The sequence below is a fragment of the Rhodococcus sp. B50 genome (assembly GCF_013602415.1).
In the GTDB taxonomy this organism is placed as follows: Bacteria; Actinomycetota; Actinomycetes; order Mycobacteriales; family Mycobacteriaceae; genus Rhodococcus.
The window spans coordinates 443,351-457,215 of sequence record NZ_WPAG02000003.1 but is presented as its reverse complement, the minus strand read 5'-3'; the positions used below and the strand labels follow the sequence as shown (position 1 = coordinate 457,215).

12 protein-coding genes and 2 pseudogenes are annotated in these 13,865 nt (G+C 65.5%); 12 read left to right on the top strand and 2 right to left on the bottom strand.

The window, feature by feature from the left end:
* Window positions 1-30: 30 nt before the first annotated feature.
* The 8 genes from GON09_RS26525 to GON09_RS26490 all read left to right on the top strand — a co-directional run bounded on the left by GON09_RS26525 (window position 31) and on the right by GON09_RS26490 (window position 9,500).
* Window positions 31-1,200, top strand: a complete 1,170-nt coding sequence (locus tag GON09_RS26525) for an amidohydrolase family protein (RefSeq protein ID WP_213934951.1) — start codon at window positions 31-33, stop codon at window positions 1,198-1,200.
* Window positions 1,201-1,435: 235 nt separating this feature from the next.
* A complete protein-coding gene (locus tag GON09_RS26520) occupies window positions 1,436-2,689 on the top strand; it encodes an acyl-CoA dehydrogenase family protein (protein WP_213934950.1) in 1,254 nt (417 codons plus the stop codon).
* Window positions 2,690-2,783: 94 nt separating this feature from the next.
* Window positions 2,784-3,845, top strand: coding sequence for an ABC transporter substrate-binding protein (locus tag GON09_RS26515; RefSeq protein ID WP_213934949.1), 1,062 nt, complete (start codon window positions 2,784-2,786; stop codon window positions 3,843-3,845).
* 82 nt (window positions 3,846-3,927) lie between these two features.
* Window positions 3,928-4,212, top strand: coding sequence for a hypothetical protein (locus tag GON09_RS26510; RefSeq protein WP_213934948.1), 285 nt, complete (start codon window positions 3,928-3,930; stop codon window positions 4,210-4,212).
* 60 nt (window positions 4,213-4,272) lie between these two features.
* Window positions 4,273-5,457 (top strand): acyl-CoA dehydrogenase family protein, encoded by a 1,185-nt coding sequence (locus GON09_RS26505; RefSeq protein ID WP_213934947.1) that lies wholly within the window; start codon window positions 4,273-4,275, stop codon window positions 5,455-5,457.
* A 28-nt stretch (window positions 5,458-5,485) separates the two neighbouring features.
* Window positions 5,486-6,652, top strand: a complete 1,167-nt coding sequence (locus tag GON09_RS26500; RefSeq protein ID WP_213934946.1) for an ABC transporter ATP-binding protein — start codon at window positions 5,486-5,488, stop codon at window positions 6,650-6,652.
* Window positions 6,653-6,659: 7 nt separating this feature from the next.
* Complete coding sequence (locus GON09_RS26495) at window positions 6,660-8,393, top strand: ABC transporter permease (RefSeq protein WP_213934945.1); 1,734 nt, start codon at window positions 6,660-6,662, stop codon at window positions 8,391-8,393.
* Window positions 8,394-8,741: 348 nt separating this feature from the next.
* The gene (locus tag GON09_RS26490) at window positions 8,742-9,500 is read left to right on the top strand and encodes an SDR family oxidoreductase (RefSeq protein ID WP_307854562.1); all 759 of its coding nucleotides are present in this window, start codon (window positions 8,742-8,744) and stop codon (window positions 9,498-9,500) included.
* 245 nt (window positions 9,501-9,745) lie between these two features.
* Here GON09_RS26490 and GON09_RS26485 read toward each other — a convergent pair whose 3' ends face one another.
* Window positions 9,746-10,042, bottom strand: coding sequence for a Zn-ribbon domain-containing OB-fold protein (locus GON09_RS26485; RefSeq protein ID WP_307854561.1), 297 nt, complete (start codon window positions 10,040-10,042; stop codon window positions 9,746-9,748).
* Window positions 10,043-10,482: 440 nt separating this feature from the next.
* On the opposite strand from GON09_RS26485, the gene GON09_RS26480 reads away from it, so the two are divergent.
* The 3 genes and pseudogenes from GON09_RS26480 to GON09_RS28590 all read left to right on the top strand — a co-directional run.
* The gene (locus GON09_RS26480) at window positions 10,483-11,058 is read left to right on the top strand and encodes an acyl-CoA-like ligand-binding transcription factor (RefSeq protein WP_307854560.1); all 576 of its coding nucleotides are present in this window, start codon (window positions 10,483-10,485) and stop codon (window positions 11,056-11,058) included.
* 592 nt (window positions 11,059-11,650) lie between these two features.
* Complete coding sequence (locus GON09_RS26475) at window positions 11,651-12,091, top strand: response regulator (protein ID WP_213934942.1); 441 nt, start codon at window positions 11,651-11,653, stop codon at window positions 12,089-12,091.
* A 12-nt stretch (window positions 12,092-12,103) separates the two neighbouring features.
* Window positions 12,104-12,337, top strand: a pseudogene (locus GON09_RS28590) (IS30 family transposase); the annotation flags it as partial.
* 5 nt (window positions 12,338-12,342) lie between these two features.
* On the opposite strand, the pseudogene GON09_RS26470 reads toward GON09_RS28590, so the two are convergent.
* A pseudogene (locus GON09_RS26470) lies at window positions 12,343-12,606 on the bottom strand (SDR family NAD(P)-dependent oxidoreductase); the annotation flags it as partial.
* A 195-nt stretch (window positions 12,607-12,801) separates the two neighbouring features.
* Between GON09_RS26470 and GON09_RS26465 the strand changes: the two are divergent.
* The gene (locus tag GON09_RS26465) at window positions 12,802-13,818 is read left to right on the top strand and encodes a magnesium and cobalt transport protein CorA (RefSeq protein WP_307854559.1); all 1,017 of its coding nucleotides are present in this window, start codon (window positions 12,802-12,804) and stop codon (window positions 13,816-13,818) included.
* The last annotated feature ends 47 nt before the right edge of the window (window positions 13,819-13,865 follow it).

The window sequence follows — 13,865 nt, the reverse complement described above, 5'->3', positions numbered from 1 at the left end:
CCTTCCCGATCTCCACAAGGAGGAGTTCTCGTGTACGACCTTCGAGATATCAAGATCATCGACACCGATACGCACGTCGTCGAACCGCCGGACCTGTGGACGTCCCGGATGTCGAAGAAATGGGGCGACCTCGTGCCTCACGTGCGGCGGGACGAGGAGCGCGGCGACGAGGCATGGTTCGTCTCCGGTACCCGTATGAGCGCCGTCGGGGCCCCGGCGATGGCGGGATGGCACGAGTACCCGCCGAACTGCCCTCCGCGCTTCGCCGACACCGATCCGCGCTCGTGGGATCCGGGCAAGCGCCTGGCACTCATGGACGACTACGGCATCCACGCGCAGATCTTGTACCCGAACGTCGCGGTCTTCAGTCAGAAAACGCTGCAGTCCAACGGATCCAACGAGTTGCAGCTCGAGTGCGTCCGCGCCTACAACGACTACCTCACCGAGTGGGCCCAGTTCGCACCCGGCCGGTACGTCCCGGTGGGCATCCTGCCCTTCTGGGACATGGAAGCCACGCTCGCCGAGGTCGAGCGTGTCGCGGCTGCGGGGCACAAGGGCCTGGTGTTCACGCAGAATCCGGCCGCTTTCGGGTTGCCGATGCTGACCGATCCCTACTGGGACCGGTTGTGGGCGTCGGCGCAGGAGAAGAAGCTGCCGATCAACTTCCACATCGCCTCGGGCGAGGTCGACCTGAGCGGCTTCGGGCACGAGAGCAACGGTGTGGCGGCCAACTACGGGATGATGGGCATCTCGTTCTTCATGGACAACGCCCGGACGATCTCCCAGCTCATCTTCGGCGGCATCTGTGATCGGTTCCCGGAATTGAAGTTCGTGTCCGTCGAGTCAGGTATCGGCTGGATGCCGTTCGCGCTCGAAGGCATGGACTGGCAGTGGCGGAACAGCGGCGTGCACAAGGAACACCCGAACTACGAACTGCTGCCCAGCGAATACTTCAAGCGGCAGATCTACGGCTGCTTCTGGTTCGAACAGGACTCCGCGCGCAGCGCGATCGAGCAGCTCGGGGCCGACAACGTGCTCTACGAGACCGACTACCCCCATCCGACGTCGATGTCTCCGGGCCCGGCGAGCGACGCCGTCCGCCCGGACGACTACCTCCGGCGCAACTTCGCACACCTGTCGGAAGCGGATGCGCGCAAGATTCTTCACGACAACGCTGCCACTCTGTACAACCTGGACTGACGTCCCCGAGTCCCAGGTGCCGGCCGGCCCGATATGCAGGCCGGCGCCGCGGTCCGCAGCGGATCCGACGGCCGGCGGTGACATGGATCTCCCGCACCGCTGGACTGTGACCTAAATCTCCGTTAATATGCGTATGTTCCCAATGGACGCCGAGCGGGTAGTTTCTGCCACCGGCCGCGGACCGACCAGTAGCCCGACTGTTCCGCTGTGGACAGTCTCAGCCAGTGGAGTATTCATGTCCCTCTCGGAATTCGAGACCCGCGCCCGCGCCTGGGTGACCGACACCTTGGCTCGACTGGCGTTCACCGTCCGCAACGACGAATACGACGTCTCGGTCTTCCACGATCTCCCCGAAGACGAGGAGCGGGCACTCCTCGACCGCCACCGCACCTGGCAGCGCGAGAAGTTCGACGCCGGATACGGTGCGCTCGGATGGCCGAGCGAGTACGGCGGCACGGAAGCGGGAACCGAGATTGCAGAAGCCTTCGCACGCATCGAGAACGAACTGTGCCCGCTCCCACCGCACGAACTCGTCTCGGTCACCCTGCATCTCATCGCTCCCACCATCAGGCTCCTCGGTACCGACGAACAGAAACAGCAGTTCCTGCCGCACATGCTGCGCGGCGAACTGCTTGCCTGCCAACTGTTCTCCGAACCCGACGCCGGCTCCGATCTCGCGAATCTCGGAACTCGCGCGGTGCGCGACGGTGACGATTGGATCGTCTCGGGACAGAAGGTCTGGACCTCGGGGGCCCAGTTCGCCGAATGGGGGGAACTCATCGCCCGCACTGATCCCGACCAGCCCAAACATCAGGGTATGACCGCGTTCCTGGTTCCCCTCGATGCTCCTGGGGTCGAGATCCGCCCGATCCGGCAGATGTCCGGGGGCAGCAGCTTCAACGAGGTCTTCCTCGACCGGGTCCGGATCCCCGATACCCTTCGTCTCGGGGAAGTGGGGAAGGGCTGGTCCGTCGCCCTGACCACGCTCGCCTTCGAACGGGAGGGCGGCTCCAACACCGCGAACGTCGGCGGGCAGTTCGATCAGCTCGTCGCCACGGCCCGGCGCCTCGGACGCGACGAGGACCCGCGTGTGCAAGAGCACCTGGCTCGGGTGTACCTGCGCCAGCAACTCGCCGCGGTGGACTTGCTGCGCGACCGTCAGGCCCGTGACGGCGGGGCCGCGCCTTCGGCGATCGGATCGATCCGCAAGATCCAATGGGTCGACAAGCTCGCCGCGGTCTCCGCTGCGGCACGAACAGTGTTGGGACGCAACCTGGTCGCCGATACCGGCATTCCCGGTACCTACGAATGGAATGCGCACGTTCTCGGCGCCCCCGGTTACAGCATCGCCGGCGGATCGGATCAGATCCAGCGCAACATCGTCGCCGAGCGACTTCTGGGACTCCCCGCGGAAGCTCGTGCGGACCGGGGCCTGACCTGGCGTGAGGCGCGCAATCGCATTCCCAACGGTGCCACCTCCGATCGCTGAGCACCCCGGCCGTTGCACCGCATCGCCTATGCGCCCTTACGTCCTCGGCGCACGGTCGCTCGACTCTTTCAGAAAACCCCTCGAAAGGTCTGCCATGAGATTTCCGTCGCTTCGTCGCTCGATTGCCGGAATAGGTATTGCTGCAGCGACGTTCGCCGTCGCTGCGTGCGGATCCGGTGCCACCGAGGTGTCCGCCGAGGATCTCGGTCCTGCCGGCGACAGTGCCTGGGAGGAACTGGTCGAGGCCGCCAAACAGGAGGGCTCGGTCACCTACTTCACCGGCCAGCCGACGGACAACCTCCAAGAACTCGCCTCCCGGTTCCAGTCGGCCTACGGCATCGAGGTCGAGATCGTCCGCGACAACGACGCCAACCTCCAGACCAAGCTGGCGGCGGAGGCGGAAACCGGTCGCCACACGGCAGATGTCATCGCAAGCGCCTCCCGACCCTGGGTGGACACGCGTCTGGCCGAGGAGTACTTCGTCCCGGTCACCGGCCCCGCCTTCGACGCCGCCGAATTCGACCGCGAGAAGTTCCTGCGCGACGACGACCGTATCTTCCTCTCGTCGGCGGCGGTCCTCACCTACGGCTGGAACACCGGCCGGGTCCCAGACGGCATCGACGGATACGAGGACCTGCTCGATCCCTCGCTCGCAGACGGGAAGATCGGCGTCATGCTTCCGGTGTCGTCCGCCATCGTGGACTTCTACGACTTCCTGGAAGATACGGTCTCACCCGATTACGTCGAAAAAATCGCGGCCCAGAAGCCCCGCACCTACCCGGGCGCACAGGCGATGGCCCAGGCGCTGACCTCCGGCGAGATCGCCGCAGCCATCTACACCATGCCGCTCACCGCGGAGAAGGAAGCCGGTGCTCCTGTCGAATCGGGTCTGCCCTCACCGGTCTTCGGTGCCCCCTTCCTCACCGGCGTTTCGGCGAACGCGCCGCACCCCAACGCCGCACAGCTGTTCGCGAACTTCCTGGTGACCAAAGCTGGGCAGGAGGCCATCGCCGATCGTGCCGGCTCCGTCCTGCCCGACATCTCCACGGCCGCGACGTCCGCGGACGACATCTGGGTCAACAGCCGGATCGTCACCGCCGATGACACCGAGGCCTTCCGCGCCGAGTTCGCGCAACTGTTCGGATCCAGCCAGTAACACCCACCGCCGGTGGCGCCGCACCCGGCGCCCGGCGAGCCTCCGGTTGCCGATCCGCTCCCGGACACGAGAGGAAAGAAACATGAAGGTCGGAGAACGTCTCAAGAGCCCCGTGTGTGGCGCCGAAGTCGTCGTCGTCCGAGTGGACGACATCGTGACAGGACCCCTGCTGTGCGGGGGAGAGCCGATGTCCGCCGACGCGACACCGGCCGCCTCTGCGGCGACGGAACCGGGGCTGCTGATCGGCAAGCGATACGAAGGCGGGGGCGTCGAGGTGCTGTGCGTACGGCCCGGCGCCGGTCCCTTGGTGATCGGCGACGCGGTGCTCGCCGAGAAGCAGGCGCGCCCCCTCCCGTCCTCGGACTGAGCAGATCCCCGACGCCGGACAGCAGCCCACCCGCCCCGGCATCCTCAGGAAAGGCGACACATGATTCTCTCGAGCGCGGTCGACGCAGAGGACACGGCACTGCTCGTCGACACCATCCGGGCCGCAGTCGGCAGAACCGACCCGGCCGACGGACGGTCCGAGCGGGTCTACCGCGACGGTCCCCTCGACCACGATCTGTGGTCCGTGCTCGGCCGCGAGATCGGAGTCGGCGCTCTCGCCGTCCCGGAAGTACACGGCGGACTCGGAACCTCCTACGCCACCGTGGCGGCCGTCCTCGAAACCCTCGGCGCGGAACTGACCCGCGTCCCGGTGCTGGCCGGCGTCATCGCCGCCACCGCTCTCGCGGGCTGCGCGGAGCACCCTTTCGCCCGTGACCTGCTCGAGCAGATCGCATCGGGAACGAGGGTCGTCACCACCGTAGTCCCCGGAGACGAGTTCGATTCACCCGGTGAGGGCACCTTCCAAGTCATCGACGGCGACGACGGTGTGACCCTCGCAGGCCGGGCAGAATTCGTTCTCGACGCAGCCGTGGCGGATACGCTCCTGGTCCATGCCGTCGACCGGTACGGAGCACTGGGCCTGTACGCCATCGACCGCACCCACCTGACGGTCGAGCAGATGGAGACGACCGACGCCACCCGGGGTCTGGCGCGTGTTCATGCGGCGAACGCCCCGGCCGTCCTGCTCACCGACCGGCCCGAACCCGGTCGCGTACGCGATCAGGCTCTCGTGGCTCTGGCCTGCGACAGCCTCGGCGTCGCCCGCACATGCCTCGACGCGGCGGTCACCTACGCGAAGGAACGCGTCCAATTCGGCCGCGCTATCGGCGAGTTCCAGGCCGTCAAACACATGCTCGCCGAAGTGGCCGTGGCCGTCGAACTCGCCGACTCCGCCGTGGCACACGCGGCGTGGGCGGTCGACGCGGGCAGCGCCGACGATCTCGCCGAGGCAGCCGCCATCGCAGCGCTCGCCTGCAGTGACGCCGCCGGCCTCGCCGCGGCGACCAACGTCCAGGTGTACGGGGGCATCGGCTTCACCTGGGAACACACCGCCCACCTGTACTACCGCCGCGCCCTGAGCTCGAGCGTGCTGTGGGGCACCGCCGACGAACACGCACAACGGCTGTATCGACTCGCGACCGGCCGCACAGACCGGGAAGGCGACACCCCGTCCCCTGAACCCGTCCGCGAACCGGCAGTCGCCCTGTTCGCCACCGAGCCCTGATCTCCGACGGTCGGAAAGTGAGTACACGATGTCCCATGTCTCGATACGCCAGCTGCTGAAGAACTTCGACGGCAAGCCCCCGACGGTGGCCGTGGATCACCTCGACCTCGAGATCGAGGACGGTGAGTTCCTCGTGCTGCTGGGCCCGTCCGGGTGCGGCAAGACGACAACCCTGCGCTGCCTGGCCGGGCTGGAGCAGCCCGCGAGCGGTTCGATCACGCTCGGCGACCAAGTGGTCTTCGATGGTGCCCGCGGAGTGAACCTGCCGCCGGACAAGCGCTTCATCGGCATGGTCTTCCAGTCCTACGCACTGTGGCCGCACATGACCGTCCGCAAGAACATCGCCTATCCTCTCAAGTCCCGCAAGCTCACCGACGCGCTCGAGAGCGGCCGCGTCGAGCAGACCGCGGCCCTGGTGGACTGCGAACGGCTTCTCGATCGACTTCCGGCGGAACTGTCCGGCGGCCAGCAGCAGCGTGTCGCTCTGGCCCGTGGTCTGGTCTCCCATCCTGATCTCGTCCTGTTCGACGAACCGCTCAGCAATCTCGATGCGCGCCTGCGCGATCAGGTGCGAGCCGAACTGCACGACCTGCATCAGCGCAAGCCGTTCACGGCGGTGTTCGTGACGCACGACCAGAGCGAGGCACTGGCTCTGGGTACCCGCATGGCGATCATGCGTGCCGGCCGGATCGTGCAGATCGGGCCGCCGCGAGAGGTCTTCGAGGAGCCGGTCGACGAGTACGTCGCGGGATTCACCGGCATGTCGAATCGTGTGCCCTGCGAGTACGTCGACGGCCGGTGGTACGCGCTCGGCACCGAGATCCACGGGATGCAGCCCCGGGCCGAGGCTTCGGTGGGCTCGTTCGTCCTGCGCCTGCGGCCGGAGAAAGTGCGGCTCGTGACCGATGTCGCCGACCTGCTGCCGGGTGAGGCCGGCATGGCGGTGCACATCGACGACGTCGAGTACGGCGGGCTGCACTTCGACGTCATGTGCTCAGTGGTGGGCGACGGCGCGGTGCGGCGTCAGTTGCATGCACGGATCCCGACCTTCGATGCGGCTCGCATGCCGCGCACGGTGAACCGTGGCGCGTCGATGATCTTCGCGTTCGATCCGCTCGACGCCCGGACATTCGACATCGACGGCAACGCGCTCGCCGTCCCGCAGGGCGCGCCGACCGGCGCATTGGTGGGGTGAGGCGGATATGGCTGTCATGACATTGCCGACCGGTGAGGTCGGCACCACTACCGAGAACGTCTCTCGCGGACCCGGGAACGAAGCGGTACGCGTCGCGGCGCGTCGCCTGGGCGTCGTCGCCTTCGTGGCGCTGCTCTGCTATCTCGTCGTGCTCCCGGTCATACGGCTGCAGTCGACGGCGTTCGAGGGCGGAGCCACTGGTTACGGACGGGCGTTCGGACTGCCGAGGATCGGCCAGATCCTGTGGAACACTGTCGGTCTGGCACTCGGATCGCTGATGATTGCAATGGTGTTCGGCACCGCGCTGGCGTGGGCGGCGAACCGGCTGCCGCGGCGACTGGCGGCGCTGCAGATCCTGCCGATCCTGCCGATCGTGATCCCGGCCGTCGCCGCGATCGTCGGCTGGGCGTTCCTGCTCTCGCCCCGCCCCGGCTACCTCAACGCGTTGCTGCGGAACCTGCCGTGGTGGTCACATCTCGAGGAAGGCCCGATCGACATCTACTCGATCCAGTGGATCGTGATCATCACCGGATTCTCGCTGAGTTCGTTCGTGTACATGTTCGTGCGGTCCGGCTTCGAGAACATCAACTCGGAGATGATCGAGGCGGCCCAGGTCTCGGGGATGCCGGAATGGAAAGTGTTCTTCAAGATCACCCTGCCGTTGCTGCGTCCCACCCTGATCTACGGCGCAGGGGTTGCTCTCTTGCTCGGTCTGGGCCAGTTCACCGGGCCCCTGCTGCTGGGCACCAACACCGGTGTCAGCGTGCTGACCACGGAGATGTACTTCCAGATCAGCGACTCTCCGGCGCAGTTCGCCACCGCGGCGGCACTCGGCTCGCCGCTGCTGATCGTCGGGATCGTCGTGGTGTTCGCGCAGAAGGCGATGCTGGGCAACCAGCGTCGGTTCGTCACGCACGGTGGTAAAGCGTTCCGCTCCCAGGGACGCCCGTCGAAGACCGGCGTGACGATCATCCTGCTGTTCTCGCTGCTGTCGACGGTGCTGCCGCTGCTGGCACTGGTGTTCGTCGCCCTGTCCCGCTACTGGAGCGGAACCATCACCTTCTCGGCGCTGAGCTTCGACAACTTCCGGACGATCTTCTCCGGCTCGGCGGTACCCGCCGCGGTGGGCAACAGCGTGATGTTCTCGCTGATCGCCATGGCGATCGTTCTGCCCCTCGGCTTCGTCGCGGCGAGCCTGATCGTGCGTGGCACGAGATATCCGGTGCTGCGTGTCGTCGTCGACGTGCTCGTCTCCATGCCACTCGGTGTGCCGGCGGTCATCTTCGGCGCGGCGTTCCTGCTGACCTATACGCAGGGACCGATCGTGCTCTACGGCACCCCGTGGGTGGTCATCTTGGTATACGTGACGCTCATGTTGCCGTTCGCGACTCGCATGCAGCTGTCGTCGATGCTTGCGCTCGGCGACACCTATCTCGAGGCGTCCCGGGTGAGCGGTGCCGGCTTCGTGGCTACCAACCTGAAGATCTTGCTGCCGCTCATGCGTGGCAGCCTCGGTGGGACCGCAGCCCTGCTGTTCGTCCTGCTCACCCACGAGTTCACCGCCTCCTTGTTGGTGCGGGCCTCACAGACGCAAGTGATGGGCACCATCCTGTTCGAGTACTGGTCCAACGGCGGGTATCCGCTCGTCGCGGCAGTCGCCCTGGTCATGACGGGCGTCACCGCCGTGGGTGTCGCTGCGGCGATGCTGGTCGGTGGGACGGACGCGCTCAGCAAGATGTGACCGACCGAATCGACACGTCATCGTTGTGCCCGGTCGCATGGAACTCGCGACCGGGCACTGTTCCCCGTTTTTGCTTGTGCTCCAGCCTGATCCCCCTGATTACTCCGCCGGCATTGCTTGAACAGCGAAGATCGCGCATCCCGAGGAGCGGCCCGAGGGTGCCCCGGTGGATCGGGTAGCAAGTCCTGCCATGCCGATCCATAAGTCGGCAACGACATGTCGGCCTCACCTGACCCACCCGGGTTACAGCTCGACGAAACCCTCACGAAGTAATTGCACCTGAGAACTTAAGGACGACAGTTGCCGTACATAGCAGGACCGAGTCATCTCCGGGACGCGGGTGTAGTCGTGACGGGAGCCGGCAACGGCATCGGACGTGCCCTTGCGCACCGTCTTACGCGGGCCGGGGCTCGAGTCGTGGTCAACGATCTCGATGCCGAAGCGTGCACCCGGGTCGCCGAGGAGATCGGGGGCATCGCGGCGCCGGGAGACGCGGCGGGGGAGCAGGGCGTTGCCGATCTGGTGGAGCGGTCGCGTGCTGCTCTCGGCGCCGTGGACGTGTGGTTCGCCAATGCCGGTGTCGAGACGGGCGTGGCCGAGAACGAGGCGGACTGGCAGGTGTCCTGGGATGTCAACGTCATGGCCCATGTTCGCGCCGCCCGGGCGTTGATGCCGGAGTGGCTCGAGCGGGGCGCCGGACGGTTCGTGGTGACAGCCTCGGCGGCGGGACTGTTGACCATGCTGGGCTCTCCGGCGTACTCCGTCACCAAGCACGCTGCCGTCGCGCACGCGGAATGGCTTTCGGCGACCTACGGGCACAAGGGCGTAATCGTTCAGTGCGTGTGTCCTCAAGGGGTCGCGACAGATCTCCTGCCTACTGACGCCGCGGGTCGAGTGATCTTCGAAACCGGAGTACTCACAGCGGAGAAAGTTGCCGACGACATCGTCGAGGCGCTCGTCGATGACCGCTTCCTGATCCTTCCGCATCCCGAGGTAGGAGAGTACTTCCTCCGGAAGGCGTCGGATCCGGACAGATGGTTGCGTGCGATGAGGCGAATGCAGGACCGTATCGAGGTTGCAGAGCGAGAGGAGAGCCGGTCTCCGTAGGTCGGTGCGGCGTTCGACTCAGGCTGCTCTCGGGCGGTGTTCGACAGTGACACACAGTGACAGTGAGATTCAGATCCGACGAGTTCCCCAGGGGCTCATGCTTACTCGAGGGTTTCGGTTCTCGTTCCGCCATGCCGCCTGCGTAGCGTTCACGCTGTCGATGGGGACGCGGAGGACCTCTCGGCGTCGGTCTCGGGTGCTGGTATACCGACGCTGTTCTTCCGATCGAGCGGGAGCGGACTGTGTCATCGGTCGCGTAGTTCGAAGCTCGGGAAACGCTGGCCTGGCTGCGTGGATCGGTACGACACCCGCACCGGGCAATCGGGCCGGAACGGAATCTCACCGTCGATCCAGGAATAGACCCAGGGGCCCTCGTCGAGTTCGATGATGGCCAGGACCGACGGACAGGGTGCACCCCGCAGCGGATCGGGGGCGCCGTCGACGACCCGGCACGAGACGATCACCCCCGCGCCGGCCGCATCGATCGGCTCGAGAATGTCGGAGCCGCACCCGTGGCAGGTGGTCGTCGACGGTGCCAGCACCGTGGCGCAGCCTCGGCATTTCCAGATGACGAGCTTTCCGAACCGGATGGTCGGCTTGTGGATGTGACTGCGGACCAGAGGCAATGCGGGAAGGTGGCCGCCGGTACGCGGTAGCGGCGATCGGTGTCGGTGGACCATGGCGGGGCTTTCGATCGAGCGGGTAGGACAGCTGACACCCTGCGCCTGCCGGGGTGGGAGGCCCGGATGCCCTGCCTGCAGGGGGGATGGAGGAGGCAGGGCATCCGGGCGGGGTCGAGTCGTCGACCCGGGAGCCACGATCCGCCTACAGGGGGGATGACGGGTCGTGGCATCGGATGGGAGGTCGCATTGTCGGTCGCGGCGCTTCTCGTCTATGTTTACGGTACTCGGTACCTAAAATCAAGAGTTGGGTAGAAAAAAGGGGGAACAGGATGGTCGCCGGCAGGCGCGGACGTCCGCAGGTGTCTTCTCGCGCACAGGTCGAGGCGGCTGCGTTCGAGTTGTTCCTCGAACGGGGCTATACCGAGACGTCGATCATGGATATCGTTGCGGCCGCGGGGATCGGCAGGACCACCTTCTTCCGGTACTTCCCCAACAAAGCAGCACTGGTGTGGTCTCCTTTCGAGGAGGGCACCCGCGATCTGCAATCCGCGTTGGACACGGTCGATGATGATGTGCCGGTGATGGAGGCGATCCGGGCCGGGGTGTTCGATTCGGTGGTGCCCCGGCTCGACGACGAGGGTCTGTGGAGGGCCCAGTTTCGGATCCTGGATACCTCGCCGGAGTTGCAGGCCGAGGGTGCGCAACGGTGGTTGGCGTGGGCCGAGGTCGTGGCGAGGTTCGTTGCGTCCCGTATCGGTGTTCGTCCGACGGCGGTGGTGCCGGCCAGTATCGGGGGTGCGGTGCAGGGCGCTGTGCTTGCTGCTCTGCGCGACAGTGTGGAGATTCCCGCGTTCGGCGGCGATCTGCTGTCCGTGCTCGACACGTCGCTGGTATCGCTGGGGCGGAATCTGCAGAAGTGGATCGATGAACAATAGATGAGGCAGGTGTGCGATCGGTGTCGACATCGGCGTCGGTCAGGAGGCCGCTCATCGGTCGCCCGGTCCATATAGCAAATAGCGAGACCACCGCCGAAGCGATATCCATGGGCTATACCCGGTCGCCGACGAGCACACATGCCCCTTACCGTCGGCGATCCCCTGAGGGATACATCATCGAAAGGTGACCTGTGATGCCTTCGGTTGTGTACGGAGCGGACGAGTCGGTCGAGGCGATGGCCGAGAACGACCTGACATCTCCACGGTGGATGTCCTGATCGGCGCAGAACCGCCTCCAAAGGGCAAGAACGGTGAATCGGTATCCCGGTCCGGGTGCCGATCTCGAGGTCGGATACAGTTCGCTCCCCGGGTTCAGCAGCCAGCCCGGGGATATGGTCCGTGTGCTCTACGAGGATCTCGGCCGTCGTCGTGCCCAGCGACGCGACGAGCAAGCCCCGGTGCCCGCGGGTCATCACCGCAGAAGGGACATGTGCATGACAGACCCATCGACGTCCATACCCCTGATCGGGCGCGTGAGGTCCCGACTGAGCCTGCAGGGCCGGTTCGACACCGACCTCGAGGAGGTCCTGGCATGATCGCCGCCTCGCCCATCGATGTGCTGCTGGTCGAAGACGATCCGGGTGACGAGCTGATGACCCGTGAGGCCTTCGAGGACAACAAGATCGGCAACGCGTTGCATGTGGTCCGCGATGGCGAAGAAGCGCTGGACTTTCTGTACCGGCGCGGCCCGCACATCCAGGCGCCGCGACCCGATCTCATCCTCCTGGATCTGAATCTGCCCAAGTACAACGGCCGGCAGGTCCTCGAGAAGATCAAGTCCGATCCGGACCTGTCCGACATCCCGGTGGTGGTGCTCACCACCTCCTCGGCCGAGGAGGACATCGTGCGCAGCTACAAGGCACATGCCAACGCGTACGTCACCAAACCGGTCGATCTCGACCAATTCATCGGCGCGGTGCGGCAAATCGACGAGTTCTTCGTTCAGGTGGTGCGGCTGCCCCACCGCCGGTGACCGACCGTGACCGGCACGCTCGTCGAGCACAGCAGTCGATCCACCGTCCTCGTGCGCTTGCCTCGTCTGGAGGGCTGAGGTGAAAAGTCATCGGTGAAGTGCGGTTTGTCCCTCGGTGGATGCGGCGCCGTCGCGATGAACACTGCGCTGAGCGCTTCGATGAGGACATTTCCGGTACAGCCCCGCAAGATGCTGACCTGGGGTCGCGGGAAGGAACTGTACGGTCATGCCCAGTTAGTACTGCAGCCGTAGTTGGTGCCGGCGCTCATCGGGCTTTCGGCGGCGGGTGCTACGACGTTGGCGAGGGTGGCGAGTTCTTTGCCCAGCGATTTCGTCAGCGCGACTACGGCTGCTTTGGATGCAGAGTAGGCGCTTTGGTTCGGGCTGCCGTCCTTGGCTGCGATACTGGCAAGGTTCACGGGAAGCGACCATGCCGGCACGAAAGCGCGGCACGTGAGGAAGGTGCCGTCGACGTAGACGGTGACCTGCTGGCGCAGCAGTAGCGGCGCGGTGGGTGTCAGCCGAGAGAACGTCGTGTCTGTCCATACGAATGGATGTGACCCGATCGACGAGTTGTGCCGGGAAGCCGACGATCAACATGCCGCGTACCATGCCGGGTCGACTCAGGCGGATGCCCGGTACGGTCATCTGCGGCGTCGTGACTGTCACCGGGGCAGGTCAGCGCCGAGGACGGAAGACCGGGCACAGCTGTGGCGACGGTAGACAATGCGGTGTACGTGGACGGGCGACGGACCGCGGACCCGGCGAACCTCGACGAGACCTTCGAGGTGATGCGGCAACGTTCCGGGATGGCATGGATCGGGATGTACCGAGCCGACCCTGCCGAGATCCATTCCGTGTCCGAGGAATTCGGGTTACACGAGCTTGCGGTCGAAGACGCGCTGCGCGGTCATCAGCGAGCCAAACTCGAACGCTATGGGGACACCCTGTTCGTAGTTCTGCGGCCGGCTCGCTATCTCGACGCAGACGAAGTGGTCGAATTCGGAGAGGTGCACGTCTTCGTCGGTTCCGACTTCGTAGTCACCGTCCGTCAGGCCGAAGCCCCGGATCTGAGCAGGGTCCGGCGCCGGATGGAAGGCGATCCGCAATTGCTGAGCTTGGGACCGCAGGCCGTGCTCTACGGGATCCTCGACGAGATCGTCGACCAGTACGCCCCCGTGGTGGCCGGACTCGAAAACGACATCGACGAGATCGAGGACGAAATTTTCACGGGACATGCCGACGTGTCCCGCCGCATCTACGAGCTCTCGCGTGAGGTGATCGAGTTCCAACGCGCGGTTCAGCCCCTGGTCGGGATGCTGGACGCGCTCCAGCGTGGAGCACAGAAGTACGGGTTGGTGGAGGAGTTGCAGCAACGTCTACGAGATGTGCAAGACCATGTGATCCGCATCAGTGAACGTGCCGATTCCTTCCGGGTATTGCTGCACAATGCGTTGACCGTGCAGGCCACTGTGGTCGGGCAGCGGCAGAACGACGAGATGCGACGGTTGTCGGAATCCAGTCTCGCTCAGAGCGAGGAGGTCAAGCGGATCTCGTCGTGGGCGGCGATCCTGTTCGCACCGACGCTGGTGGGCACCGTCTACGGGATGAACTTCGAAACCATGCCCGAACTGGGATGGCAGCTCGGCTATCCGTTCGCGTTGGCGTTGATGTTGATAATGGGTGTGGGTTTGTATGTGGTGTTCAAGTGGAGGAAATGGCTTTGAGCATCGCGTTGCGTGGAACGACCGGTATGCCCGCAGGTCCAGGTCCC

What these genes read in the sequence shown, in the direction of transcription:
- GON09_RS26520 (WP_213934950.1), top strand. Translation starts at nt 1,436, where the DNA reads ATGTCCCTCTCGGAATTCGAGACCCGCGCCCGCGCCTGGGTGACCGAC.
- GON09_RS26515 (WP_213934949.1), top strand. Translation starts at nt 2,784, where the DNA reads ATGAGATTTCCGTCGCTTCGTCGCTCGATTGCCGGAATAGGTATTGCT.
- GON09_RS26510 (WP_213934948.1), top strand. Translation starts at nt 3,928, where the DNA reads ATGAAGGTCGGAGAACGTCTCAAGAGCCCCGTGTGTGGCGCCGAAGTC.
- GON09_RS26505 (WP_213934947.1), top strand. Translation starts at nt 4,273, where the DNA reads ATGATTCTCTCGAGCGCGGTCGACGCAGAGGACACGGCACTGCTCGTC.
- GON09_RS26500 (WP_213934946.1), top strand. Translation starts at nt 5,486, where the DNA reads ATGTCCCATGTCTCGATACGCCAGCTGCTGAAGAACTTCGACGGCAAG.
- GON09_RS26495 (WP_213934945.1), top strand. Translation starts at nt 6,660, where the DNA reads ATGGCTGTCATGACATTGCCGACCGGTGAGGTCGGCACCACTACCGAG.
- GON09_RS26475 (WP_213934942.1), top strand. Translation starts at nt 11,651, where the DNA reads ATGATCGCCGCCTCGCCCATCGATGTGCTGCTGGTCGAAGACGATCCG.